Origin of the sequence: Paenibacillus sp. FSL R7-0312 (genome assembly GCF_038004445.1) — a bacterium.
GTDB lineage: Bacteria > Bacillota > Bacilli > Paenibacillales > Paenibacillaceae > Paenibacillus_AQ.
Genome location: NZ_JBBORE010000001.1, coordinates 4,300,813 through 4,326,371, shown reverse-complemented (window position 1 = coordinate 4,326,371; position 25,559 = coordinate 4,300,813). Strand labels below are relative to the sequence as shown.

At 50.2% G+C, this 25,559-nt stretch carries 31 protein-coding genes; 4 read left to right on the top strand and 27 right to left on the bottom strand.

Going from position 1 to position 25,559, the window contains the following annotated elements:
- Positions 1-136: 136 nt before the first annotated feature.
- Positions 137-1,150 (bottom strand): phosphotransferase enzyme family protein, encoded by a 1,014-nt coding sequence (locus tag MKX70_RS18890; RefSeq protein ID WP_340840499.1) that lies wholly within the window; start codon positions 1,148-1,150, stop codon positions 137-139.
- 218 nt (positions 1,151-1,368) lie between these two features.
- On the opposite strand from MKX70_RS18890, the gene MKX70_RS18885 reads away from it, so the two are divergent.
- The gene (locus MKX70_RS18885) at positions 1,369-1,881 is read left to right on the top strand and encodes a GNAT family N-acetyltransferase (RefSeq protein WP_340840498.1); all 513 of its coding nucleotides are present in this window, start codon (positions 1,369-1,371) and stop codon (positions 1,879-1,881) included.
- 117 nt (positions 1,882-1,998) lie between these two features.
- Here MKX70_RS18885 and MKX70_RS18880 read toward each other — a convergent pair whose 3' ends face one another.
- Together MKX70_RS18880 and MKX70_RS18875 are read right to left on the bottom strand one after the other, a co-directional pair.
- Complete coding sequence (locus tag MKX70_RS18880; RefSeq protein WP_052416535.1) at positions 1,999-2,439, bottom strand: SHOCT domain-containing protein; 441 nt, start codon at positions 2,437-2,439, stop codon at positions 1,999-2,001.
- A 106-nt stretch (positions 2,440-2,545) separates the two neighbouring features.
- A complete protein-coding gene (locus MKX70_RS18875; RefSeq protein ID WP_042237296.1) occupies positions 2,546-2,920 on the bottom strand; it encodes a MerR family transcriptional regulator in 375 nt (124 codons plus the stop codon).
- Positions 2,921-2,998: 78 nt separating this feature from the next.
- Between MKX70_RS18875 and MKX70_RS18870 the strand changes: the two genes are divergently transcribed.
- On the top strand, positions 2,999-3,280 hold the full coding sequence (locus MKX70_RS18870) for a hypothetical protein (protein ID WP_042237298.1): 282 nt from the start codon (positions 2,999-3,001) through the stop codon (positions 3,278-3,280).
- 63 nt (positions 3,281-3,343) lie between these two features.
- Here the strand turns inward: MKX70_RS18870 and MKX70_RS18865 are convergent, their stop codons facing one another.
- The 7 genes from MKX70_RS18865 to MKX70_RS18835 form a co-directional block, all read right to left on the bottom strand.
- Entirely contained in the window at positions 3,344-4,129 is a 786-nt protein-coding gene (locus tag MKX70_RS18865; RefSeq protein WP_231637679.1) for a hypothetical protein, read from the bottom strand.
- A gap of 326 nt (positions 4,130-4,455) precedes the next feature.
- The gene (locus tag MKX70_RS18860; protein ID WP_042237301.1) at positions 4,456-5,097 is read right to left on the bottom strand and encodes an HAD family hydrolase; all 642 of its coding nucleotides are present in this window, start codon (positions 5,095-5,097) and stop codon (positions 4,456-4,458) included.
- 10 nt (positions 5,098-5,107) lie between these two features.
- Positions 5,108-5,731 (bottom strand): class I SAM-dependent methyltransferase, encoded by a 624-nt coding sequence (locus MKX70_RS18855; RefSeq protein ID WP_042237302.1) that lies wholly within the window; start codon positions 5,729-5,731, stop codon positions 5,108-5,110.
- Positions 5,732-5,752: 21 nt separating this feature from the next.
- Positions 5,753-6,385 carry a pyridoxamine 5'-phosphate oxidase family protein gene (locus MKX70_RS18850; protein WP_042237303.1) on the bottom strand — a complete coding sequence of 211 codons (633 nt, stop codon included), beginning with the start codon at positions 6,383-6,385 and terminating at the stop codon, positions 5,753-5,755.
- A gap of 65 nt (positions 6,386-6,450) precedes the next feature.
- Positions 6,451-6,843, bottom strand: a complete 393-nt coding sequence (locus tag MKX70_RS18845) for a VOC family protein (protein ID WP_042237306.1) — start codon at positions 6,841-6,843, stop codon at positions 6,451-6,453.
- Positions 6,840-7,289 (bottom strand): hypothetical protein, encoded by a 450-nt coding sequence (locus tag MKX70_RS18840; protein ID WP_042237308.1) that lies wholly within the window; start codon positions 7,287-7,289, stop codon positions 6,840-6,842. The genes MKX70_RS18845 and MKX70_RS18840 overlap by 4 nt, the downstream gene beginning before the upstream one ends.
- Before the next feature lie 46 nt (positions 7,290-7,335).
- A complete protein-coding gene (locus MKX70_RS18835; RefSeq protein WP_042237311.1) occupies positions 7,336-7,800 on the bottom strand; it encodes a hypothetical protein in 465 nt (154 codons plus the stop codon).
- A 202-nt stretch (positions 7,801-8,002) separates the two neighbouring features.
- Between MKX70_RS18835 and MKX70_RS18830 the strand changes: the two genes are divergently transcribed.
- Positions 8,003-8,374 carry an iron chaperone gene (locus MKX70_RS18830; protein WP_042237312.1) on the top strand — a complete coding sequence of 124 codons (372 nt, stop codon included), beginning with the start codon at positions 8,003-8,005 and terminating at the stop codon, positions 8,372-8,374.
- Between the two features lie 78 nt (positions 8,375-8,452).
- On the opposite strand, the gene MKX70_RS18825 is transcribed toward MKX70_RS18830, so the two are convergent.
- The 13 genes from MKX70_RS18825 to MKX70_RS18765 all read right to left on the bottom strand — a co-directional run bounded on the left by MKX70_RS18825 (position 8,453) and on the right by MKX70_RS18765 (position 20,173).
- Positions 8,453-8,950 (bottom strand): YcxB family protein, encoded by a 498-nt coding sequence (locus tag MKX70_RS18825; RefSeq protein ID WP_042237314.1) that lies wholly within the window; start codon positions 8,948-8,950, stop codon positions 8,453-8,455.
- Positions 8,951-9,047: 97 nt separating this feature from the next.
- Positions 9,048-10,169, bottom strand: coding sequence for a PTS transporter subunit EIIC (locus MKX70_RS18820; RefSeq protein WP_340785109.1), 1,122 nt, complete (start codon positions 10,167-10,169; stop codon positions 9,048-9,050).
- Between the two features lie 114 nt (positions 10,170-10,283).
- The gene (locus MKX70_RS18815) at positions 10,284-11,840 is read right to left on the bottom strand and encodes an ABC-F family ATP-binding cassette domain-containing protein (RefSeq protein ID WP_042237318.1); all 1,557 of its coding nucleotides are present in this window, start codon (positions 11,838-11,840) and stop codon (positions 10,284-10,286) included.
- Between the two features lie 162 nt (positions 11,841-12,002).
- Entirely contained in the window at positions 12,003-12,914 is a 912-nt protein-coding gene (locus MKX70_RS18810; protein ID WP_340785106.1) for an aminoglycoside phosphotransferase family protein, read from the bottom strand.
- 85 nt (positions 12,915-12,999) lie between these two features.
- Positions 13,000-13,788, bottom strand: coding sequence for an energy-coupling factor transporter transmembrane component T family protein (locus MKX70_RS18805; RefSeq protein WP_340785103.1), 789 nt, complete (start codon positions 13,786-13,788; stop codon positions 13,000-13,002).
- Positions 13,778-14,638, bottom strand: a complete 861-nt coding sequence (locus tag MKX70_RS18800) for an ATP-binding cassette domain-containing protein (protein ID WP_340785101.1) — start codon at positions 14,636-14,638, stop codon at positions 13,778-13,780. Before MKX70_RS18800 ends, MKX70_RS18805 begins: the two co-directional genes overlap by 11 nt.
- The gene (locus MKX70_RS18795) at positions 14,623-15,423 is read right to left on the bottom strand and encodes an ATP-binding cassette domain-containing protein (RefSeq protein WP_340840497.1); all 801 of its coding nucleotides are present in this window, start codon (positions 15,421-15,423) and stop codon (positions 14,623-14,625) included. Before MKX70_RS18795 ends, MKX70_RS18800 begins: the two co-directional genes overlap by 16 nt.
- Entirely contained in the window at positions 15,410-16,252 is an 843-nt protein-coding gene (locus MKX70_RS18790; RefSeq protein ID WP_340785097.1) for an SDR family NAD(P)-dependent oxidoreductase, read from the bottom strand. Before MKX70_RS18790 ends, MKX70_RS18795 begins: the two co-directional genes overlap by 14 nt.
- On the bottom strand, positions 16,249-16,602 hold the full coding sequence (locus MKX70_RS18785) for a MaoC family dehydratase (RefSeq protein ID WP_042237325.1): 354 nt from the start codon (positions 16,600-16,602) through the stop codon (positions 16,249-16,251). Before MKX70_RS18785 ends, MKX70_RS18790 begins: the two co-directional genes overlap by 4 nt.
- Entirely contained in the window at positions 16,599-16,979 is a 381-nt protein-coding gene (locus MKX70_RS18780; protein ID WP_042237327.1) for an FAS1-like dehydratase domain-containing protein, read from the bottom strand. The genes MKX70_RS18785 and MKX70_RS18780 overlap by 4 nt, the downstream gene beginning before the upstream one ends.
- Positions 16,976-18,127, bottom strand: coding sequence for a thiolase family protein (locus MKX70_RS18775; protein ID WP_042237329.1), 1,152 nt, complete (start codon positions 18,125-18,127; stop codon positions 16,976-16,978). Before MKX70_RS18775 ends, MKX70_RS18780 begins: the two co-directional genes overlap by 4 nt.
- Complete coding sequence (locus MKX70_RS18770; protein ID WP_340785091.1) at positions 18,124-19,614, bottom strand: class I adenylate-forming enzyme family protein; 1,491 nt, start codon at positions 19,612-19,614, stop codon at positions 18,124-18,126. Before MKX70_RS18770 ends, MKX70_RS18775 begins: the two co-directional genes overlap by 4 nt.
- Before the next feature lie 7 nt (positions 19,615-19,621).
- Positions 19,622-20,173, bottom strand: coding sequence for a biotin transporter BioY (locus MKX70_RS18765; RefSeq protein WP_340785089.1), 552 nt, complete (start codon positions 20,171-20,173; stop codon positions 19,622-19,624).
- A 219-nt stretch (positions 20,174-20,392) separates the two neighbouring features.
- On the opposite strand from MKX70_RS18765, the gene MKX70_RS18760 reads away from it, so the two are divergent.
- A complete protein-coding gene (locus tag MKX70_RS18760) occupies positions 20,393-21,370 on the top strand; it encodes a biotin--[acetyl-CoA-carboxylase] ligase (RefSeq protein ID WP_340840496.1) in 978 nt (325 codons plus the stop codon).
- A gap of 41 nt (positions 21,371-21,411) precedes the next feature.
- Here MKX70_RS18760 and MKX70_RS18755 read toward each other — a convergent pair whose 3' ends face one another.
- The 4 genes from MKX70_RS18755 to MKX70_RS18740 all read right to left on the bottom strand — a co-directional run bounded on the left by MKX70_RS18755 (position 21,412) and on the right by MKX70_RS18740 (position 25,475).
- A complete protein-coding gene (locus tag MKX70_RS18755) occupies positions 21,412-21,936 on the bottom strand; it encodes a GNAT family N-acetyltransferase (RefSeq protein ID WP_340840495.1) in 525 nt (174 codons plus the stop codon).
- Positions 21,937-22,928: 992 nt separating this feature from the next.
- A complete protein-coding gene (locus tag MKX70_RS18750; RefSeq protein WP_340840494.1) occupies positions 22,929-23,741 on the bottom strand; it encodes an ABC transporter permease in 813 nt (270 codons plus the stop codon).
- Positions 23,738-24,769, bottom strand: coding sequence for a daunorubicin resistance protein DrrA family ABC transporter ATP-binding protein (locus MKX70_RS18745; protein WP_042237344.1), 1,032 nt, complete (start codon positions 24,767-24,769; stop codon positions 23,738-23,740). The genes MKX70_RS18750 and MKX70_RS18745 overlap by 4 nt, the downstream gene beginning before the upstream one ends.
- Before the next feature lie 181 nt (positions 24,770-24,950).
- The gene (locus MKX70_RS18740; RefSeq protein WP_042237345.1) at positions 24,951-25,475 is read right to left on the bottom strand and encodes a hypothetical protein; all 525 of its coding nucleotides are present in this window, start codon (positions 25,473-25,475) and stop codon (positions 24,951-24,953) included.
- Between the last annotated feature and the right edge of the window lie 84 nt (positions 25,476-25,559).

Genomic DNA, 25,559 nt, shown 5'->3' with positions numbered 1-25,559 from the left:
TCTACAGATTCATAAATAGATCATGATTATTTATTCATTGCCGCAGTTCGGTTAGAGGTTTGTATGTCTGCACAAAAGCCTCATATTGCACCGCCCGTTCCACAACTTGGTACCAGGCTTTACCACCGCTGCCTTTTTACCATACATTAACAATAGGTTCGTTATGCTCAAGCCGCTCTCTGCTTTCGCTGATCCAGTCCTTGAACCATTGATTATCTGATGAACTGAAGGATTCGTCACCGTCGAAATTCCGGTATGCCCCGATGTAAACAATCAGTTCTCTGAGCTTCAGGAACACAGGGATTTGCTTCAGCCAATACGGCTCCAAGGTGTTCTCCCGGCTGTACCCCTTCATAAAATGATCCATAAACCGGAGAGCCTGTTCCTCACGGTGGTCCCGGCCCTCTTCCCCGCCGTATACATAGACCAGATAATATAGCTGAATGGCGATATCCTCTACAAACCAACTGTACTGCGCCTCATCGAAATCGAATAACGTGATCTTGCCTTGATCACTCACATGGAAATTCCCGAACCCCATATCCCCATGAATCAGTCCGTAAGCATCTCTAACCTTGGGGAATTTATGGATGGTCTCTATGATGCTGAAATACGTCTCTCTTACGCGATAGTGCGAGGGGGGCAGGATATCTATATTTTGCAGATAATAATTGAGATTCCAGTCATGCCGCCGCACAGAGGCATCCGGATTGTCATACCGCTTGGCAAGCACATGCATCTTCCCTGTAATCCGGCCCAGCTCCTCATAGGTGGCGTTATCGTTCAGGCATTCGGGATAGCCGATCCTGTTGCCATGGGCTTTGTCAAAGCAGGCGGCAATAAAACACATCTCCGGCGTTTCTATAACTTCAGTCCAATTACCATCCTCAGAAAGAATCGGACCCGACGCTGAGATTCCGTTCCCGGTTAGATAGATAATCCAGTCCAGCTCTGCTCTAACCTGCTCTGCAGTCCGGTGCATTCCTGGAGTAATTCTTAGAATATACAATTCACCGCTCCGCTGGTATTCGTACACGAAGTTCTGAAACCCGCCTATGTAAGTTAACTCATCAGGGTTGATTTCATAGCGGCTTGCGGCAATACGCATAATATCTTTCTGTTCAAATATGTCCCTAATAGCATTTTCCATTTGTGTAACCCTCCGGTGACTTAGTTAGACTGCAATAGCGACTATTAACTAGTAATAAGCATCATCACACTGACGGGTGCCCAAATTCTACTCTCCCGGACACTACGTGTAATGATATTCAAGATGGATGAGTGTCTTATGAATTATCATAGACAATGTGGATGCAAAAAACCATAATGATTGTATATAAATGGTTTTTTATGAACAGGAGAGCAATTATGAAATTATCAGAAGCGTTTAAGACGGAGCGGCTACACTTCCGCTTGCTGAATGTAGAGGATATTGATGTAGTGTATAGACAATTCTCAGACCCGGAGATGTGCAAACATTTCAGCGAACTGCCCTGTAGCTATGAAGAAGCCATAGAAATCATTGAACATTACGCCCGTCCAGAGGGAAAAGGCCATCACCGTTACGGCATGTTTGATATTGAAACGGATGCATTTATCGGGACCTGCGGCTATCATTACTGGGATCGTGAGCTGAAACAAGTCGAGATCGGCTATGATATCTGGAAAGATTACTGGAGACAGGGATATATGTCGGAAGCCTTACCTGTACTCATTAAGCTCTGCTTCGAGCATCTTAACGTAGATTGTATTTATATCTTGACCCATCCACACAATGCTGCATCAATAGCCAGTGTGCGCAAGTTTGGATTTGAAGTGTGTGAACCCTGCAGAAGCGTTGATGAGGAACCCCAGGTGTGCATGAAGTTGATGCGGGGGTAAGTGGGCTTATTAATGAGGAGCAGAAAACGGCTACTTCATCTAATTCTTTATACTGGACTCATAAAAAAACAAGGTACCTTTGTTTAGACAAAGATACCTTGTTAACTAAAGGTGGATTTATAGCCCCAGAATCTGTTTTTTCTTGGCTTCGAATTCTTCCGTAGTAATAATACCTGAATCCCTAAGCTCAGCGAGCTGTCTCAGATCATCGATCGATCCGGCCGGAGCAGGAGGAGCTTGGCGATTGCTTCTTCCGGATTTATAGCTTGCAATATATTCACGAATTTTTTCGGCGGTTTTCATTTTACCAGGCTGAATCAGCACAACGTTCGCGCTTGCCCCTTTAAGATTATCCTTTTTGGATGTTTGCAGGCCCGGTGTAATGACTTGTAAATAAGGTACTTTTAGAAAAGGTTTAACTATACTGATTGTTACTACCGAATCCAGAGGAATTGTTTGAGTTTGTCCTCCTAATTTCTGTACATTACTTGGCTTAATTACTAGGTAATCCTCATAGAGTTCGAGAGATGATGAACCCCCGCTGATCTGATGTATCATATTATCCACCTCATATTCAAGATGGGTCTATCTTAGCATATTTTTCTATATTATTGCTATATTTATCATTTACTCCAAATTTAAAATAAGCTAAACAACTTATTAATTATCGAAGATAAATCCGCCCCAGCACCGCCTCCACCTCAGCCAGATTCTCCAGAACCCCTTCCCGCTGCCTGCCCAGCTCCGCAATACTGATGTCGATGGCATGCACACGTTCCTGCAGTATGTCACGGGCGAAGCGGAGCACCCCCGCTGTCCCGCAGCCGGATTGCGCCTTATGTCGGAACAGACATTGAATCTCCTTCACCGCAAAGCCCCACTGCTTCAGCTGTGCGATGGCCTGGAAATCCCGGACTTCCTTCTCTCCAAAAGAATAACGGTTCCCCTTAAGCTCCGGTCCCAGCAAAGACAGCTCCATGTAGTAGCGCACGGTATCCGCCGTTGTCCCCATCTCTCTGACAAACGCTCCAATTTGCATCGTCCTCCGCCCCCCTTGCCATGGGGTTAACCCCATGTGATTAACTCGTATTATATCCCACTGCAAGGAGGAACAAGAATGATCTATCTCCTAATTGTATTGTACGCACTACTCATGGGTGCCGCCGCCATCATCAAACGCCGGAACCTTCAACTATCACTGACAGCAGCTAACCTTCTTGGTTCATTAGCGCTGCTCTGCACACCGTATCATCCGCTTTTTCTACCGTTTGGACTGATCCTGTTATTTTGCTGCGCACTTCGCAACGGATATGTGCTTCAGGGGCACATCCATCTGCTTCATGTGCTGGTCCGCTGTTTACTCTCGCTATACTTATATTTCAGTTACACCCTTTTTTAAAGCAACAAGCGCCGGTACCTGCGGATACTCCCGCTTCCCGGCGCTTGCTATGCTACACTCCTCTTACTCTTCCCGCTCTTTTCGCTTCCGTATTTGCTGTGACCAGAAATCCGGCTGCGCATAGCCGATGTACGAATCATCCAGTTCATCACCCTGCGGGGTGGCTAATTGAATGAGCATTACCTTTTTGAGGTCAGTGGGATGCAGATTCCCTGTTTTGATAGTCGCGACTTGAACGCCAGCATGTTTAGGGATACCTGTGACAACTACCTGATTACCTTTGGTATACACAGCTGTAATCTCCGTTTGAAAAGCAATGATATACAGATCCAGATCCGTTTTGTTCTGAAACAGCGGGAATTGAATGCCTACATTCTGCTGGAAATCGTATTGGCTGGATAAACCGATATCGTAGGTTGTAAATAACCGGTGGAGTGCGTATTGTATCCGCGTTGGCATGTAACTCCATCTTCCTCCACTATAGGTGCTATGCCAATGTTTTTCATACACAGGTCTCTGATAGAGAGGGTCATTCTTTATAATAAAGAAAGGAATTCTCTTGCCTTTTTTAATTACTCCGGAAATGGATATTATATCTTTAGGCAGATGTGCAGCAGCCTCTGTTTCCTCTGGCGAATTCATAATGGTAACGGGTTCGGGCGGCTCAAGCTCCTTCAGGCGAAATTTCAGCTGTTCCAGTTGTTTAGCGGTCTCTTCGGGATTACCAACCCCAGAATTTGGTATATCTTGAGCATTAGTAGTTATTGGGGATGTAGTACACGCGAGCGACAGGGATAAGATTATTGCTGAGCCTTTGCTTAATAATGGCATATGGACCACCTCATCCATAGCTTGTTCCCCACTCCATGAATTTATGTAGCTGAGCATAAGGTAACCTATTGAAATCTTGCACATAATACAATATTATCCAGATTTAATTAACCCAGATTCCATATTCAATTTTGTTTAAAGTTCTTACTAAGCTAAGAGGTCTCCATTCTGCCGATAATCCCTTACTTCCTCCGGAGCATTCAGACTTGGAACAAGAAGTTCAACAGATTGTACTAGATCTATTAACGGCTCTGACAGATAAGAAGGTTCCATATAGACTTCATTGTGCTCAATTTCAAGAGAGGATTCTGCCCAGCCTATACTATTCAGCATGTATGTGAATTTCATTCTTCATCTCCTGTAGCGATATCAAACAACGCCAATAACCCATCCAGACGATCAATCACAAGATCATACCTGCTCACTTCGCCAAATCCGTAACTTGCGTACACAAAAGGAATCCCGGCAATCCCCGCCGCCTTCATATCTCCCTCCGTATCGCCCACATAGACAGGACTGCTTAAGTGATTTCGCTCCATAACCAGCCTGATATTCTCGCCCTTGGATAGTCCGGTTCTGCCCGGATTCTCGTAATCTGTGAAATACTTCTGCAGCTGATGGTATTCATAAAAAGCCTCAATATAACCCGCCTGGCAGTTGCTCACGATGAACAGCATATATTTTGCAGATAATGCCTGAAGCACTTCTTCCAGCCCTTCATACAACCTTCCGCCTTGCTTGGCCAGACAAAGACACTCTACTTCACAGCATTCTCTGAGAATTCTTTGCCGGGTGTCCTCATCTATATTCGGGAACAGCTTCCGGCCAGCCTCATCTACCTGCAGACCCATGATTCCCTGTAAATCTTCCTTGGTTACTGCGCTTACGACACCTTGGTAATTGCTGAGCACACTATTCCATCCCACCACTACTGCATCCGAAGAATCCCATAACGTGCCATCCAGATCAAAAATAATGCTGTCCATTCCACTTCTCCTAACGTTCAGTTCGTAGTTGCTGCTGCGGCCGGGCCCATATCAGATGAATCATATTCAGCGAGTAGCTCTCTACCTTACTGATCTGCATCCCGGACTCCCGGACCAGTCCAATAATATCCCGGGTGTGATGGCATCCATAGACACGGTACAGCAGCGGATTCAGTGTCCGTTGCAGCGTTGACACCATGAAGTTAGAACTGATCCCATGCTCCAACAGCAGGATAGTCCCGTCCGGCTTACACCAGCGGTTAATCTTCTTCAGCATCTCCAGGGGATTCTGATAGCTGCAACAAGATAACGTAGAAACAATAGTATCGAAGGTTTGCCCGGGGAAGCTCATTTCTTCCATATCTGCACATACAAAACTGGCGTTCACGTGGTAATGTCCTGCTGCCTGCCGCGCCTTCTCAAGCATTGCGCTGCTGAAATCCGCTGCAGTAATCCTGACCTCCCTGGGATAGTAAGGGAAGTTAGCCCCCGCCCCCACTGCCAGCTCAAGCACATCCCCCTTGGCATGACTTATAAGATTCCGGCGCCAGCGTTGCTGTTTGGGATCTTCTCTTTTGCGGGCATAGTCTGTGGCCTGTTTATCAAAAATACGGATCAGCTTCTGCTTATCCATCTGCACCGGTCACTCCATTCATTAATAAAGTCGTTTCTCGTAGCTCTCCTGTATGCCTTGCCGGACTACTTCCACAGTAAACTCGGCAGAATTCACATGATCCGCTATAATCGCCGGAGCAGACGGAAGCGAGGCCTCTGCGGGCCAGGAGCCGCTGTCCCATAGCTGTGATCTTTTAAAAGCCTTGGCACAATGCATATAGCATTCCTCCACCTTCACTCCAATTCCCAAGGCAGGCCGTTTATCCCGGGCCTTCATCCTATCCAGAATATGCTCGTCTCTGATCACGAAAGCTTGACCGTTAATCCGCAGGGTCTCTTCAAGTCCCGGGATGATAAAGATTAGGCCAACATTGGGGTTAGCGAGGATATTTCGCAATGAATCAAATCTGCGGTTGCCCGGCCGCTCCGGTATCACCAAATGACCGTCATCCAGCACTACTACCGATCCAGGTGCATCCCCGCGTGGAGATACATCGCAAGAGCCGTGTTCATCTGCAGTAGACAGGAATAACAGCGGTGACATAGCGATAAAATTGCGGCAATTATGATCCAGATGATGGATCGATTTGCGCTTCACCACTTCACTGGGATAACCCAGGAGTTCTCTAAGCTCAGCTTCTGAAGTCAGAATTTCTGTAAAAGGATTATTCATCTAGCGTCCTCGATTCTGGTTTGGCTTCTAAGATATATTTTACAATCATATACCCGAAACGTTCCTCAGCGCCAGATCTCCATCCGTTCATCGAGGGTTGAAGTATGCAGCTCTAACTGGATTCCATCCGGGTCCAAGAAATTAACGGACCAGCCTACTCCACGCTGTATCGGGCCTCTTACAATTGATACATTGTTGTGATGCAGGATGCCCATAGCTTCCTTGAAATCGTTCTCTGCGATATAAAAAGCCACATGGTCCATACCGGCGAATCCGTCAGTGTGTTCCTCAGCATCCGCCCGTTCAACCAGGCAGACCCAGGCACTTCCCCACTCCAGATAAGCATCCGACCTGCCACGGTGTCTTAGGGTCATACCTAGAATGCCATGGTAGAATTCCAGGGATGTCTGCAGGTTGCGAACATTTAGCGTAATATGGCTAAATCCGGTTACATTCATATCAGTGGCTCCTTTCGGGCTTCGTTTGAAAATAATAAAACATCCTGAAATGGAGAGGTCGTAACCTCCTGAATTTTTCCTTTTTGTCGCATTTCTCCTCTAGTGACCTTCAATAATATTTCTTCAATCTTTAACTTCACTTCATCTATATTTCTTGAATTAAAAACTTCTAATGGGTTAGCCCAATCAGCGAATTGTTGCTCTTCATCATCACTTTTATGTATTAATAATAGCCTGTACTGCCCGTTTGGCTGAAATTCAGGATACCAACCGAGGTCTAATATCTTTTTCCTATTGTAGTTTACAAATTGGAATAAATCCTCATTATATTCCCAGCGGTGTTCATGTTCTTCATCTGTGAAGTCTTCCGGTGATACTTCGGTAAACACATTCCATTTTATTGTCCAACCTATAGGAATTCTTAGAGGAACTAATTGCAGGTTCATCTGAATGATCCTTTCTATTTATATTCGATTAGTTGTGATGCCCTAATTACAGCCATCGCGTAAACCGTTTATGCAACACTTTAATCTGATGTTGTTCTGCCCAATCCTTCAGATCCTTTATCCCCTGATCTTCCTTGTCAGCGAAACAGAAACAGTACTTGTACGGCACCAGCAAATTAGCCTTGGGCTTAACCGCGATTACAGGCTTAAAGTATCCTTTGATAAAAATCTTCTTAACCTTGCCCGCTTCTATCTCAGTATTCTTGATCTGAAGGACTTCAGGTTTAATCTCAATGACGAACGCTCTGCTAAATGTCAACAAGCGATAAATTAATATCCCAATGATGGTTACTGCTACCCCAATGACGAGGAAGGCCATGATTAGTTCTAATCGGGTAGATTTATTGGCTTGCAGCATGAACCATATCCAGCATAACATCAGAATACTCGTACCTATCGTAGCCATAATTTCAGCAGGACGTTTGCCTTGATGTGTGATCATCCTTTCCATTCACTTCCCCCACTTTGTTCATAATAAAGACCTATTGGATTCTTATTATAATACAGGTAAAAGATGGTATGCAGCAGTCTGTGGTAACATTCTTTGACGGATAGGCGAATCCCTTAATTTGCGTATTCATTTTTTTGACTAACCGGGTACGAAACTATAAGATAGATCGCATGAGAGTGATTACAGATCAGGAGGGACAAGCATGGAAGAGTTTGCACAGTATTTAGCGAAGATTGATAATCCGGTACACCGGGCCGCTACGGAAGAGGTACTTGCCTGGGTGATTCAGGAATTCCCCCAATTGACGCCGAAAATTGCCTGGAACCAGCCGATGTTCACCGACCACGGAACCTATATTATCGGCTTCAGTGTATCCAAAGCGCATATGGCCGTTGCTCCCGAGAAGGCGGGCATGGATCATTTTGCCGATGCCATTAAGCAGGCTGGCTTAGATCACACCAAGCTGCTGGTGCGTATGAAATGGACGAGTCCTGTTGACTTCACCCTACTCCGACACATGATCGAGTACAATATTGCGGATAAGGCTGACTGTACAACTTTTTGGCGGGCATAGAAGGCATGGATGAAACACTGGGATCAGCCAAGAAAAAAGGACGTGCAGGATAGCACGTCCATCGTATGACATATCATTTTACAGGATAACTCCAGTGACAATCTTACGGTGATCTGATACATAAGCTCTGAATTTATTCTCTTGCGCTGCATCCTCGAACGATTGCTTAGCTATGAACCAGTATTCCTGCTGACCATGGAACAGTAAGTAATAGCCTTTATTCTCCCACACCCGGGTGAAGGAGCCCCATTTCATGATGGCCTGATCTTCTTCCGGACTGAAGTTAATCCCTTCTGCATCAAACAGATATTCGAATTCCTTGTTGTACCTTGTATCTGCCGACAGGATCTTTGGTAACAGTAAGGTACGCATAACCATCGACATCGCGATCGTAAGCACAAGGGTTATCGATATCCCGAGGAGTATGATCGATTCGTTCTTAACATATAGAATCATACAAACGGCTACAAACACCGCTTGAATCCCAATGGAGAGTATGGATTTCCACGAATGGAAATATAGTGCCCGCGCAACCTTTTGAATATGTTTTCCGTAATGAAAGCTAATTTTCTCCATCTTGCCACCCTTTATCTGTTCACTTAATAACCTCTAGTAGTATAGCATTCATTACACGAAACCCATAGCGGAGAAACTGCCCGCCATCCTCTTCATTCTACTTGGCGCCCTGATCCACCACAGGTTCTGGCCCCAGCTTCACAAAGAGCGTCGCAATCAGTGCGATAAGAAAACCGGTCGTACAGGCAATAAGAAAACCGCCAAACCCGTCTCCCAGATAAGCAGGCAAAGTCGCCAGACCCGGAAAAGCGAAAGAAATCGCGGACGAGCCGGACAGGCCGACCATTCCGCCCCCGATCGCACCCGCACAGCAGACAATGACCATCGGCTTGCGCAAGGGCAGGTTCACCCCAAACATCGCGGGCTCGGTAACTCCGAACAAGGCTGAAATAGACGCGGACAAACATAAGGTTTTGAACTTCTTGTCCTTGGCTTTGATGAACACGGCGAGCGCTGCTCCTGCCTGCGCGAAGGCGGCTGGTCCCATCAGCGCGAGGATTGTATCTGAGCCATGTACGCTGATATTGTTGATTGCCAGCGGCACCAGACTCCAGTGCAATCCGAAGATAACCATCGGCTGAATAATCGCGCCAAGCACCATTCCCGCCCCGACCGAACTGAGGTCGTATACAGAGCGGTATCCTTCAGCCAGCGCGTCTCCGGCAAGTGAACCAATGGGACCGAACACCAGCAATGTCACGGCGGACACCGTTACAATCGAGATCAACGGTGTGAAGAACTCCCGGATCACCTCAGGCAATATTTTAACGCAGAAGCGTTCTACATACACTAAGAGGCCTACCGCAAGGATGATCGGAATGGCGCTCGACGGATAGTTAACGGGAGTAATACTCATGCCGAGAAAATGTATGATTTCCTGGTTGTCAAACAGCGTGGTCAGGCTCGGGTACACCAGTACTCCGGCAATCACAACGGCAGTAAAGGGGTTGGCCCCGAATTTGCGGGCGGCTGTAAAGGCAAGCAGCAGCGGAAGGTAGTAGAACAGACTGTCCGCCATCGCATTAAGCACCATATATGTGCCTTCCGCTTTACTGATGATCTCCAGCGCAACGGCGCCGGCGAGCAAACCTTTCATAATGCCCGCAGCACTCAGAATATTAACAATGGGAAGAAAGATTCCCGAAATGCCGTCAATGATGACATTGACCACATTCCTTTTGGACTGCTTCACAGCTGTTGACTCATTATGTACTTTCATATGATCCTCCTGCAGCTATACTTGAATTCCGACATAAATGACCCGTAAGAGTGTCACTTTGTTCAAAGCTGTCCTCTTACGGGTCACCGTTAGACCAGCATGATTGCCGGCTCTTTAGAATACTTTTGTCGTCCACGATTCGCAGTTCCAGATATCCGTCACGATATCTCGGTAGAACTCAGGTTCATGGGAAATCAGCAGGATGCTGCCTTTATAAGCTTTGAGCGCACGCTGCAGCTCCTCCTTGGCATCTACATCGAGATGGTTGGTAGGCTCATCCAGTACAAGCAGGTTGCTATCACGGTTGATCAGCTTGCACAAACGTACTTTGGCTTTCTCGCCGCCGCTTAAGACCGCAATCTTGCTCTCGATATGCTTGGTCGTCAGGCCGCATTTGGCCAGTGCCGCCCGGATCTCAAATTGGGAGTAGGATGGGAACTCGTTCCAGATCTCTTCAATACAGGTGTTGTAATTCGATTCCTTCATTTCCTGTTCGAAATAGCCGATCTCCAGCAGATCACCGAGTCTGACCGAGCCTGAAATGGCCTGAATCTGACCGAGAATGCTGCGCAGCAGCGTCGTTTTACCGATCCCGTTCGCACCGACGAGAGCTATTTTTTGTCCCCGCTCCATGCTCAGATCAAGAGGTCTGGACAATGGAGAATCGTAGCCGATTACCAGATCCTTGGCTTCAAAAATCACCTTGCCGGAAGTCCGGCCCTGCTTGAAATTAAATTGCGGCTTCGGCTTCTCTTTGGCAATCTCGATGACATCCATCTTATCCAGCTTCTTCTGCCGGGACATCGCCATATTCCGGGTAGCTACGCTGGCCTTGTTCCGGGCCACGAAATCCTTCAGATCCGCGATTTCCTGCTGCTGGCGTTTGAAGGCGGACTCCAGCTGGGACTTCTTCGCCTCGTACACCTGCTGGAAATACTCGTAATCGCCCACGTAACGCGACAGCGACTGATTCTCCATATGGTAGATCAGGTTGATGACGCTGTTCAGGAAAGGAATATCATGCGAAATGAGAATGAACGCATTCTCGTAATCCAGCAGGTAACGCTTCAGCCAGTTGATATGCTGTTCATCCAGATAGTTCGTAGGCTCATCCAGCAGCAGAATATCAGGCTTCTCCAGCAGCAGCTTGGCCAGCAGGACCTTGGTCCGTTGACCGCCGCTGAGATCGTTAACGTCTTTGTCCAGACCGATGTCGGTAAGTCCAAGCCCGCGGGCGGTTTCATCGATTTTGGCGTCGATCATATAGAAATCCTGGCTGGTCAGCATGTCCTGAATCGTGCCGACATCCTCCAGCAGCTGCTCCAGCTCCTCCGGGGAGACCTCGCCCATCTTGCCGTACATATCGTTCATCTCTTGTTCCATATCGAACAGATATTGGAAGGCTCCGCGCAGCACATCACGGATGGATTGTCCCTGCTGCAGGACCGCATGCTGGTCCAGATAACCGGCGCGCATACGCTTCGCCCATTCCACCTTGCCTTCGTCCGGCTGCAGCTTGCCGGTAATGATATTCATGAAGGTCGATTTACCTTCACCATTGGCACCGATCAGACCGATATGCTCACCCTTCAGCAGGCGGAAGGATACATCGGTGAATATGGCCCGGTCTCCGAACCCGTGACTAAGCTTTTCTACATTTAATATGCTCATGAAATTAACACCTTTTCCTTTATTCTATATTCTCGTCATATTATAAAGGCTAAAGCGCCACAACTCCAGAAGGTTTGCAAAAAAAGCAGAAAAAACACTAACGCGGGGGTTAGTGTCTGCTTACGCCTTACGCTCTCCTGTGACTTTCGCATAGTTCTTGGCTCAATCCAGGCATTTGGCGAAAAGCTCTGTTAACTGGATGCCTCTGTGCCAATCTGTTCCTCCACCTTCAATCGTCCAGCATGCCTCAAGCACGCCCCGTACCACACCCCACATCGCGATTCTGCGAGGGTCCAAGCCAAGGCGGTCGGCCATAAGCGCAATCCGGCCCCTTAGTACCTGCTCGCGATCACCACCCCGATCCATATAGTTCAGCAGATACTGGATAGTATCAAAATGAATGTCACCGATGATGCCTTTGGGATCAATAACTACCCATTGCTTTTCACCTTGTCGGAGGATGTTGTCATGATGAAGATCTCCATGCAGCAGGAGATTCTCTGTCGTGGTCATAATGAGATATACCAGACACTCTTCGGCATTCTCCACCCAACTCTCAGGCAGTGGCGCTGCAGCGTTCCCATCGTCGAACCGCTCACGGTATCGCTCTATTGCCGCGAAGTACTGCTTCATAGAAGGGTATACACTACCCGTTGGCACAGGAAGATGAAGGCGGTGAAATACTTGGCAAAAGATATCCGTCGCCATCGCATCATCCGTAATCGCCGACAACGGTGTCCCAGGGTCCGCTCCCTCCAGCAGAGCCATCCCCCAATCCTCGTCAGCATCCAGTACACGAATCGCCCCCCGGCCCTCATAGGCACGCAGCACACTAACTTCCCTGGAAAGCTCGTCCTTCAGGAAGGAGGATTTTAGCACTGCCGGCTTCCCGTCACTTAGCTTTGCCCGGAGTACAAAGTTATAGGATAAATTGGAAAAGGGAGTTTCCGGACTAAAGCCGAAGCGGTTAGCGCAGTCGGCAATTAAACTGGGCAGCGCCTCCGACCATGCTTCGCCTTGCATACCGTAGAGTTCATGCATTCTTTTAGTAAAAGTATCCGGGATTGTAAACATGCCGCAATGGCTCCTCTCAGTGAAATCGTTTGATACCACTCTCTGCTGCATAATCTGCAACTGTACTATAGCTCATTTTCCCATACTACAGGTAAAGAAGCAGCAGCACATAAGCAAGCGTGACTCCCCCGGCTATGTAATCCATCGGCGATAATCTCAGCTCTCTATAAAAAGTGCGGCCCTTTCCGGTCCCGTAAGCCCTTGCATCAATCGTCATCGCCAGCTGTTCTGCCCGCTGAACCGTAGACAGGAGTAACGGAACCACTAGCGTCAAATAAGCAAGTATCCGCTTATAGCCCTTGACCGCCATGATCTCATATCCCCTCGCTCTTTGCGCCAGCATAATCCGGTCCAGCTCTTGCACAATTGTAGGGATGAAACGGACGGCAAGCACTAGCATCAGGGCGATAGCCTCTACAGGAACCCCCCAGCGGGATAGAGGCTTGAACAGCTGCTCCAATCCTTTGGCCAGATCCAGCGGTTTGGTCGTCAATGTCAGCAGCGAAGCAAGGGAAACCAGCAATAGTATGCGCCAGATCACGAAGATGCCGTTCTCTATCCCTGCTCCTGTCACCTTAACGGCCGAGCCCGGCCAGAGCGGCGTTCCTGGGGTATGGAAGAGATGGTACACAAAAGTAAAGGATAAGATGAGCACCACCGGTTGTAATCCCCTAAGAAACATCCGCACCGGAACTCTGGACAGCAGCAGCTGACTTCCCGCAAAGACTGTCGCCACAGCATATCCGCCAACATTATGAAGAGAGAGGCAGCAAAACGTGAACGTCAGAACGCTTAACAGCTTCGTCCGGGGGTCAAGCCGGTGGAGCACCGAGCCTGAAGGGATATACTGGCCCAGCAGGATGTTATCCTTCATTCCGAAGCCCTCTTGACTGCCAGACGGTCCGCGCAAGCTGCATAATATCTTCTTCCCTGCAACTCTCCGGCTCAAGCTTCTGTCCGGACAGCGCTTCAAACAAGTGTAAGAGCTGAATAGGCTCCGGCAAAGGCAGTCCGGCTTGCTCCAGCAGCACTGCATGCTTCAGGAACAACTCATCCGCTTCCAAGTGGGCCAATAAGCGTCCCCGCTCGAAGATCATCACCTCGTCCGAATATTCGGCTACCTCCTCGAGCTGATGAGAGATGCATAGCACCGTCCGGTCCTTTGCCCTCTGCCATACCTTAAGCTGCTTCAGCAGCGCTGTCCTGCGTACGGGGTCAAGTCCGGCGGTCGGTTCATCCAGAATCAGCAGCTCCGGCTCCGCAATCAGCACAGAGGCGATGGCGACAAGCCGCTTAAGCCCCCCGCTAAGCTGGAACGGCTTCTCCTGAAGCAGCTCTGCGGGGAGTCCCAGCTGCTCCATAACCGTCTTGATGGCTTTGTCCACCTTCTCTGGAGATTCCCCCTTCATGGCTGGAGCAAAGGCCAGCTCTTTATGAACCGTTGTTTCAAACATCTGCTGCTCCGGATATTGAAACACATAACCGATCTGCGGAATGACCTTCAGCTTTCCTTTACCATCCCTCGGCAGAGGCTGCCGGTTATGCGTATATTCACCTCTATAATAAGGAATCAGCCCTTTAATGACTTTGGCGAAGGTGGACTTTCCAGCCCCGGTATGGCCAATCACCGAAATCCATTTCCCCTCCTGAAGGGTACAGCAGACCGAATGGAGTATATCTTCACCGTCTAACTTTACACTTATGTTATTTAACCCGTAGACCATAAGGCGGAGACCGTCTCCTTCCAGTCCGCGCTTAAGGGGGCATCCAACCCAAGCGCTTGGTGAAGTCTTAACGCAAAAGGCAGTGCCAGCTGGTGTTCCGAAACAGATACATCGCTGAATAAGGCGGACGGTGATCCGTCGAAAGCCATTTCTCCATTGCTTAATAGCAGAACTCGCTCAGATGAAAGTATCTCTTCCATATCATGCGTGATCTGAATGATGGTCTTGCCCTGCCGGTGAAGGGTGTGCATAAGATCCCGAATATCTATTCTCCCCTGCGGGTCCAGCATGGAAGCCGCTTCATCAAAAATCATAATAGAGGGTTCCATCGCCGCAACGGCAGCCACCGCTACCCGCTGCTTCTGACCGCCCGACAATTGATGCGGCATAGCTTCCATATAGTCTTCCATATGAACCGCTTCCAGAGCCTTAGTCGCCCGATGAGCCATTTCATCTCCCGGCACGCGCAGATTCTCCAGTCCGAAGATCACTTCATCCATGACAGAGGTGGTGATGAATTGATCATCAGGATTCTGAAAAACCAGACCGGCCCGCTCCCGGATCTTCCCAAGGTCATCAGGATTCCGTGTATTCAAAAGCCCTAGCCGGACTTGTCCCCCTCTTGGCTGAAGGAGCCCGTTCATTAACTTGGCAAGCGTGGACTTCCCGCTTCCGTTCCCTCCAATAATGGAAATGAATTCGCCCTGGCGGATCTTGAAGCTTAGCTGGCGAAGAATGGGCTTCCCCATCCGGTAATAATACTCGACCTGATCAAAAGCAAGCATCTGCCTCACACTCCCTCCGCCGCTTCCAACATTCAAATTCAAAAAAATCCTCCGGCGCAGCAGTCACTGAAGCCAGCGGCCGTGGTTTCTCCCACGGTGTAATCTGCTGCCCGTTAACGCCGAACACCCTGCCCGTCAGCTCAGGGTCCGGCTGATCCAGAAGCGCACGGACGAACCGGGCCACGTCCTCAGCTTCGCCCAGCTTCCAGGCCTCCGGGAGCGGCTCATTACGCTGTGCATATTTGTCCGTCAGATGTTGAACCACCGGCCGGGTCATATCGGTTAAGGCCGCAGGAGCAACGCCATTGACCCTGATCCGTCTGGACTTCAGCTCATCGGCAAGCGTCCATACCATCCCGAGAAGTCCCGCCTTAGCAGCACTGTAATTGACCTGTCCCGCCGATCCGGCGAGTCCTGCGGTGGAGGTCATCAGCAGAATATCGCCTCCATGCCGGTTCAGATGAGCCAATGCCCGCTGGATGCAGTAGAAAGCCCCGTTCAGATGAACCGCCAGAACACTCTGCCATTCCCGGTCCGTCATGAACTCGCATTTGCGGTCATGAAGGATGCCCGCGTTATGAATAACAATATCCAAAGCCCCCATCTTGCTGCTCACTTCATCCATCATTGCCGTAACGGCAGCGGGATCGGCGACATTGGCACAGAATCCCTCCGCTGAGCCGCCTGCCCGCCGGATGTCCTCAACGACTTGCTTAATACTCCCGGCATGTAAACCATTTACGGCTACTTTATAACCGCAGCGGCCCAGCTCAATAGCTATACTGCGCCCAATCCCCCGGGCTGCCCCGGTAACCAATACCGTCTTCATGTATCCGCGATCCCCTCTGCAACGCTAAAAGAGCCTTTGGCGATGATATCTTCATGGTCCGATATCACCGTTACCTGAATCTGATCCTGATTACAACTGTGATACCGGAAGTCTACGCATGTGCCTTGGACACACGGTTTTTCAAATCTCATCGTAAAAGCTTGTATCCACTGAGAACGGTGTTCTTTCATATATAGAGACTGCGCCAGCCCCATGATGTACATTCCATGGGCTATGGGGGCCTCATAACCCGCTGTCTTTGCGGCTTCGGCATCCAAATGAATAGCTGCCTCATCCCCGGTCACAGAGGCATATTGCCGGATGGCTGGCTCAGAGATCCTGATTCTCATATCATTTCTCCTCTCCCGATCAAGACCGTTTCAGCTTCAGCAATGAGGCTGCCCCGGTGATAGCAGACCAGTGAAAGGGTATATAGCGTCAGCAGGCCGCCTCTGCCGTTTTTGTGCTCCACGGCCAGCAAGGATAGCTCACAAGCCAGATTCATACCCGCCAGCAGCGGTGCATGACAGGTTAACTGCTGCGTTCCGTGAATCATTGTTCCCTTCCCGTGGAGCCAGGGGACATCCTCTATACTCCAGAACGTTACCGGCATGGTGGAAGGAGCAATCACTGCTCCTTTTATTCGCTGTACGGGCGAAGCTATGCTGTCAGCATATTGCAGAATATTGTCCGCCATGAGCTGAACCTGAAAGCAGATCCGGTTCATAGGACCGCCTCTACCAGAACAGCCAGCCCCATTCCGCCGCCAATGCCAAGCGTAGCCAGCCCCCGTCTGTAAGGGGTCTGCAGCATCTCCGAATATAGACGCGTCATCAGGATCGCACCGGAGGCTCCGTAAGGATGGCCCAGAGCCAATGCACCGCCGCCGGGATTGACCTTACCCGGAGGAAGCTGAAGCTCCTGCAAGGAGGCCAGTACCTGGGCGGCAAAAGCTTCATTAAATTCAACGATATCCAGATCGCCGACTGCCAGCCGCTGGCGGCCCAGCAGTTTCCGGACCGCCGGGACCGGTCCGATCCCCGGATACCGGGGGTCCACCCCGGCAGCCTGCGAGTCTACAAAACGGAGGATGGGCTTTAGGTTAAGCCGTTTGCATTTTTCACGCGACATCATGAGCACCAGAGCGGCGCCATCATTAACGGGGCAGGCATTCCCGGCAGTCACGGTGCCATTCGCCGCAAAAACCGGCGGCAGGCTGCCCAGCTTCCCCAGGCTTGTATCCGGCCTTGGACATTCATCCTCTGTAATCCGGAATCCGTTAGCTTGAAGCGGTACAAGCTCCGGTGCATATCTGCCTGTACGCTTGGCGCGGACTGCCTTTTGGTGGCTCTCAAGCGCATACAGATCCTGCGCCTCCCGGGTAATCCCGTATTTGGACGCTACATGCTCTGCAGCAAGCCCCATATCAGGATCTCCGTAAGCAACGGGCGTGAACGGCGCGCGTGTGTACAGGGTTGGCGTGCCGCTCAGCGTGTGCGGTCTGAACATTTTCCAGGGTGCCCGGCTTGCACTTTCGACTCCGCCTGCCAGGAATATCTCTCCGGCACCGCTCTGAATGAGGCGTGCTGCCATGATGATGGCTTCAAGCCCTGAGCCGCATTGGCGGTCGACCGTGACTCCCGGAACTGTGACCGGCAGCCCTGCTTCAAGCACAGACTTGCGGGCAATATTCCCGCCCGGACCCACTACATTGCCTATGATGACATCATCAATCCATTCCGGCGGCAGCTGTGCTTCGGTAACGAGGAGGCGGATCAGTGGGGCAAGCAGCTGCTCCGGTTCAAGCAGGCTTAACTGCCCGCCGATTTTCCCGACAGGTGTACGCCTGGCCATGACAAGAACGGCCTCATTCATAGCCTCCCTCCGCTCACATCGTCCTTCATCCGCTGCCGTGCTATTTTTCCGCTGCTGGTATATATGAATCGGCCGACAGTAATGAACTGCTGGGGTACCTTATAGCCTGCAAGATATAGGCGACAGTAATCCCTGAGCTGATCCGGACTAAGACGCAGTTCCCCGTTCCACTCAATCAGTGCCGTTACCTGCTCTCCCCACCGATCATCCGGCAACCCGAATACCATCGCATCGCGGATCGCCGGATGACGAAGCAGCACAGCCTCCACTTCTTCGGGGAAGACCTTAAGTCCCCCGCTTTTGATCATGTTGCCGGCGCGGCCAGCCAAATGCAATTGCCTGTCCTGATCAAGGAGCACGTAATCCCCCGTTCGCAGCCAGCCCTCGCGAAACACATTTGCCGTCTCTTCAGGCAGCAGATGATACCCGGTGAACATCATTTCGCTCCGGATATACAGCTCACCAATCGTACCCGGAGGAAGCTCGCGAAACTGCCCGTCGCGGATGGAAATCTGCACGCCGCCGAACAGCTTGCCTAAGGAATCCGGCTCCTCCTCCCCGGTTATCTCCAGATAGCTGATGTAGCTGGCCTCGGAGGACCCGTAATATTCATAGAGCTTCGTCCCTTGGAATAGCTCGCGGCAGCTTTGTTTGGAGGTCCCCGGCCACTTGCCGCCGGAGCTGATTAAGGCCTGCATGGATATCCGCGCGGGGGTTACAGCAGCCAGCCGGACCAATGCGTCAATCATCGCAGGCACAACGAACAGAGTCATATCCTGTTCACGGGAGCAGAGCTTAAGGACGACCGCAGCATCGAATTCCGGGAGCAGATGAAAGGTTGCCATACTATACAGGGACTGCATCAAGGCGAACAGCGACAGGGAGTGCACGAACGGCCCAGGCGCAAGTACATGCTTCATACTGTTCAGCTGGAATGCCTTCTCTGTCGCCTCAAGGCTTCTTAACCAGGACAGATGCGTCCGCATGTACCCTTTAGGCAGACCGGTGGTGCCTGACGTATATCCGATGAACAGGAGTTCGGGGTTCTCCGCTGCTGCGGCATCCGGCTCGAAGCCAGCCAGCCACGGGCCATAGCTCCGGTCTGTCTGCTTCCCGCCGAAGTACACCTGCGGAATTTCTGCATAACGTTCTGCGAAATCAGCTGCGTGGTGCTCTTCACAAGCGATGAGCCCGGGCTCACACTGCCGGATAACCTTATTCAGTTCTTCAGGAGGCCATTTGGGGTCCAGCAGCACGGGAACACATCCCGCATAAATGGCACCAAGAACAAACTCGGCGAACTCCATACGGTTTCCGGACAGGATGGCGATGTTCCGCTCCCTGTATCTGCCATGCTTCAAACCGGTTGAAACCTGTTGCACCCGCTTCATAAGCTGGGCGTATGTACGATCTTCCCGCCCGTCCGAGATCGCGGTACGGGAAGGGCAGGCCTGGCCGCGTTCCAGAATGTGCTGTACCAGATTCATGGATTCCTCACACCTCCGCTTGTTCTTCAATCGGGCTGACGGCTTTCAGCTGCATCGTGATGACGGCTGCAAGTACAGCCTTGATGATGTCACCCGGAAGGAAGGCCGTCGCGCCGATAAGTCCGGCCCAGACCGGCGTATCCGTCAGCAGAGCCATAACAGGTGCGCCTATCAGATTCACCAGCAGTACACCAAAGATCAGGTTGATGGCTAACAGCTTCCACATGCTGACCTTCGGCCAGATTTTCTCGGAACACCAGCCAATGACGGCTGCTGCAAGCGGCCAGCTGAATATGTATCCTGCAGACGGTCCAACCAGCACCGTCAGCCCGCCGCGTCCGCCGGTCAGCACTGGCAACCCTAGGGCAATGAGGATAATAAAAATAACTAGGCTGAGGGTACCTATCCGGCTACCCAGAAAACAGCCGGCAAGCATGACGCCAAGCGTCTGGGCAGTGACCGGAACAGGAATGAAGCCAAGGGGCAAAGGCGGAATCATGCCGAGCACCGCGATGAGTGCTGCGAATAATGCGGCATACACAAGTTCTTTCGTCTTCAAGCTATTGACCTCCAGGTGGATGAAATATAGGTTGTACTGGTTAATGAATACAGCCAATACGCTGAATTATAATGGAGACTCATTCTATTGTAAACCAATTATATTTTTTAGGTTCACAATTGAGTGAAATAACACCTTCGTTTTCCTATTGTTATCTAAGCATGTTAATATAATCGAAGAGGATTGATCGGAACGTTATATTCCTGGAGGGTTATTCCCATGACAGTTAAAGAACAAATTCTATCCTTGCTGGACCGCAACAAAGGCGGATATATCTCCGGCGAGGAGATTGCAGGGCAGTTATCCGTAACACGCAGTGCAGTCTGGAAAGCCATCAAATCGTTGCAGACGGACGGTTATTCCATACAGGCTGTAACCAATAAGGGATATTCTTTATCCCCATTGACGGATATCTTGTCCGCCGGGGCAATTTCAAAATACTTAAATCCGCAAGGTCAGAAGCTGCGCCTTGAAGTTTACAAGACAATCCCTTCGACGAACGAAGCTGCAAAAATCCTGGCCGCAAATGGTGAGGCGGAAGGAAAGGTCATCCTCTCCGAGGAGCAGACTGCCGGACGAGGGAGGAATGGCCGGCCCTTCTTTTCACCACGGGGAACGGGCATCTACATGAGCATCCTGCTGCGCCCCAAGCTATCCGCTGCAGAAGCCACTCTTCTGACGACTTCAGCTGCCGTCGCTGTTGCCCTTGCCATCGAGACCGTATCCGGTAAAGACACGCAGATTAAGTGGGTCAATGACGTATTCATGGACGGCAAAAAGGTGAGCGGAATTCTCACCGAAGCTTCCGTGTCCCTGGAGAACGGCAGGCTGGATTATGCGGTTCTCGGCATTGGCATCAATGTAGCCCTACCGGCGGACGGCTTTCCTGACGGGCTTGGCGGGATTGCCACATCTGTATTTGCAAAGAGCAATCATTATGATGATCTCCGCTGCCGGCTCGTGGCTGAGGTGCTAAACCATTTCATGGAATTCTACGAGCATTTAACGGACAGACGGTTTCTCTCCGGTTATAGACAACGCCTGATGTCCCTTGGCACACCCGTAACGGTGATGAAGGATAATCAACAACGGGAGGCGACAGCCATTGACATCGATGACGACTGCCGTCTGAAAGTCAGATATGTGAATGGTGACGAGGAGTATCTGTCAAGCGGAGAAGTCAGTATTAAAATCTAGGTCTCGGCTGTAACCACACGTTATCGTAAACCTTCGACTATTCATTCTCTCCACTCGGCCTCCGTTAGCTCATAATCGATGCAGGTCTGCCATTCTCCAAGCTGATCGGTCCAAGCATGATTACGCACCGCAAGTTTCCTGAAGCCGAGTTTCTCATAAACATGCTGTGCTCTGGTGTTCTTAACGTTGGTATCAAGAATGATTGTGTGATATCCCCGCACCTCGAATAAATAACGGATCAGCATGGCTAAAAACCGGGTTCCTGCCCCTTTGTTTTGCTGGGTGGAATCACAGATTTTGATGCCAATTTCAGCTACGTGATCATCAGCTGCACTGTAACTCATCTCTCCCGCAGGAACACCATCGATCTCCAGTATCAGACGCCCCTTCCGTTCAGGGGCTGTGCCGGTCTGCAGTTTGGCTAGCACCTCATGTTCAGTAGTACCTATTCCATTAGGGTAGCCGGCATGCGCCATAACCTCCCCGTCGTTCCACCAGTTGCATAACAGCTGTGCATCAGCTGCAGTTGCATCCCGAATGATCAGGTTCTCTTTTTGCAGATACATATCGTGTGAACCTCCATCTCTTCCTTCGGTCTAAATGATCTCAGGTTCATCTTATCATGCAAGGATTTCCAGATTAATGGATAGTTTCGTTATACATAAACTGTACAGGGTTATCGTTCATGCTCACATTAATAGAGCCAGCAAACCCATTCCTTGAATACAAGGAAATGCAGTACTAACACGGACAGATTAAGCAGCAGTCCAATTATTGCCCATTTATTTCTCGAAATAATCCTCAGCACACTAATGCAAATGGCGAATAGCAGGAAGAAGAACACCAGGTAGATTAAGACATCTGCGTGAAGCGCTAAGACCTGCGAACCTGAATTATTTAACCAGATTTCGTCGCCTTATGCCACTCTTAAGCGGTGTCTCACTTTTCATCCTCCGTCTGCTTTCTGACGGCTTCCCGCGAGTCATGAGGAGTATGAATGCTCTCCTTTCTATTGTGTTCGGTTTTCCGCATACATTTGGCCGATGGCCTTCGCGCCAGCACATTGTGTTCGGTTTTTCGCATACATTAGGCCCGATGACCTTCGCTCCAGCACATTGTGTTCGGTTTTTCGCATACATTTGACCCGGTGGCCTTCACAGCCGCACACTGTGTTCGGTTTTTCGCATACATTCTATGCTCCCCATTTACTTTTTCGGCCTGCTTCCGGTGAAATCAGGGTGCGCTCCTCCTCATGGCTATCCTTCAGCCACCCTCCGCCCCATCCCAGGGAGGATTCCTTGGATTTCACCCTGTAGCTGACCTCCTGCGGCTTCCAAACGGTTGCTCTTCCTTCCGGAATGCAGCCGATTTCGGCCGCCTCAGGGGAGTTGTTTCTTTGATCGATCCACATCATCCTACGGATGATTCAAGCAACCCTTATCCCCATCTTTATACACTCCTTATCCACAACAGACGAAATCCATAATTTCCTAAACGATAAAAAAGACGCTAACCTGATGTATTCCTACACCTGTTAGCATCTTTTTGTCAAGCCTGCTTACGTCCGGCGCATATATGCGCGCACCGTAATAGGAGCGAAAATGGCAACAATCACAGCGGCGCCGATGAGGGAGAAGACCAGATCGCTGCCAACTGTGCCGTGATTAATCAGATCACGGACTGCAGTGACCAGATGGGAGATCGGGTTAATATTTACGAACCACTGAAGCCAGTTCGGCATAGTGTCCACCGGCACGAATGCATTTGAGAGGAAGGTGAGCGGGAACAGCACGATCATCGAGATCCCCTGCACACTGGAGGCTGTGCGGGCAATCACGCCGAAGAAGGCAAAGATCCAGCTGATCGCCCATGAGCATCCGATGACGAGAAGCGCTGCGAGCGCAACATTCCCTAGGCCGCCTTCAGGCCGCAAGCCCATAATATAACCCATGACGAATGTAAGCACCGTTGCAATGGTATAACGGATGGTATCCGCGAGCAGCGCTCCCGCCAGAGGAGCAATCCGCGCGATCGGCAGTGATTTGAACCGGTCAAACACCCCCTTTTCCATATCCTCCCGCAGCTGGACACCGGTAACGACAGAGGTCGTAATTACAGTCTGCACTAAGATCCCGGGGATGATGACCGGCAAATAACTTGCCACATCACCCGCAATTGCTCCGCCGAAGATATAAGTGAACATCAAGGTGAAAATGATCGGCTGGAACGTGACGTCAAACAATTGTTCCGGCGTGCGCCGGATTTTGAGCAGCCCTCTATAGGCCATTGTTAGTGAATTGCGCACGGCCTGGCCGATGCCCGTATGATTCTTCAATTTCCGTTCGACCCCGGGTTTGATTAAAGTACTCATGCCAGTACACTCTCCTTATTCTTCGCTGAATCAGAGGCAAGCCCGGCCTCTTCCTTCACGCCATGGCCGGTCAGGGTCAGGAACACCTCGTCAAGCGTTGGCTTCTGCACGCTCATCTCAAGCAGCGGGATACCTGCCTCGCGGAGGGCAAGCAGCAGGTCGGTCACCCGGTCCACGTTGCCCATCGGAGCCATGATTTTGGCGGCTTCTGCCGATATATTGGACCGCACCTCCAGTACCTGCTCGATAATCCGGCGGGCATTCCCCAGATCCTGCGGGTTCACTACCTTCAGATGCAGCGATGAATTGCCGACAGAGCCCTTCAATTCATCCACGGTGCCTTCAGCGACCACTTTGCCGGTGTCAATCACCGCAATCCGGTCAGCAAGCTGATCTGCCTCTTCCAGATACTGCGTGGTTAACAAGACGGTTGACCCAGTATTCACGAGCCGCCGGATCGTATCCCACATCTGATTGCGTGTACGCGGATCAAGGCCGGTGGTCGGCTCATCCAGGAAAATGAGCGGCGGCTGCGCAATGAGACTTGCTGCCAGATCCAGCCGCCGGCGCATTCCGCCGGAGAAATTTTTCAAAGGACGCTTGGCTGCTTCAGTCAAACCGAATTCCTCCAGCAGCTCTTCCGCCTTGTTCCGCGACTCGCTGCGTCCCAGTCCGAGCAATCTGGAGAAGATAACCAGATTCTCTGTAGCGCTGAGTGACTCATCCACCGATGCATATTGGCCCGTTACCCCGATTAACTGACGCACGATCTGCGGTTCTTTTGCCACATCATGTCCGAAGATACGCGCCGAACCTGCGTCAGGCCGCAATAAGGTGGCCAGCATGCGGATTACTGTTGTCTTCCCCGCCCCGTTTGGACCCAGCACCCCGTAGATCATTCCTGTGCCTACCTTGAGATCCACACCATCAACTGCACGGTTGCTGCCATACGTTTTGACCAGCCCCTGCGCCTCGATGGCATAGCTGCTCTTGTGCCGCGCTGTTTGCGTTTGTTGTACTTGACTCATTCTTTACTCCTCCTAGACAACTGAATGTAATAGGATGGTAACCGACTTTTTTAAACTGAATATAAACTTATCATTCATCCGCCAGTTTGCTTTTCCCAAGTTCTATTAAAACAAAAATCCGATCCCATGGGATCGGACTGGAGAAGTACGCTTGCAGACGTATGCCGTTTAATCCGTATTTTTAATCATAGCCGCCTTCAGCTTCGGGCAATTCTTTGTACGCATCCTTACCGGCTACGATGTCCTCTATGAAGGTCCGCAGCTCCAACAGCTGCCTGGAATCGTCCGTGAGTTCACAATTTTCATCAGACCAGGTTAAATTCCGGGTGACTCCGTCTACAGTGACTTGCCAGCTGTCCTCCTGATAAGGGGTTGTGGCACAATTATGACTGGCAGGCACCAGTTCCAGGCTCCCCATGATGTTGATTTCTCTCATTTGATCATAGATGCTGCGCATTTCATCTCCGGTCAAAGTAATATTCGCCGTAGCTGTCCCGTTCACAATCAGATCTTTTGCCACGGTATCACTGTAGGTATTAATCTCATTTTTGGTGACTTCACCATAGCCGTATCGAACGAGAAAATCGAAATCCACGGGCATTTCTTCCGGCATTTCCTGCTGCTCTGGTGCTGGCTCTACTTCATTATTCATGTTACAGCCCGCTATAAGCAGCACTGCCAGCAGGAATAAGCGTACTCGTTGCACATTGCTCACCTCCACATAGAAACCTTTACAGAATCATTAGAACTGAATCATACATGGTTGTTCAACGGGACGATTGCCAATTAG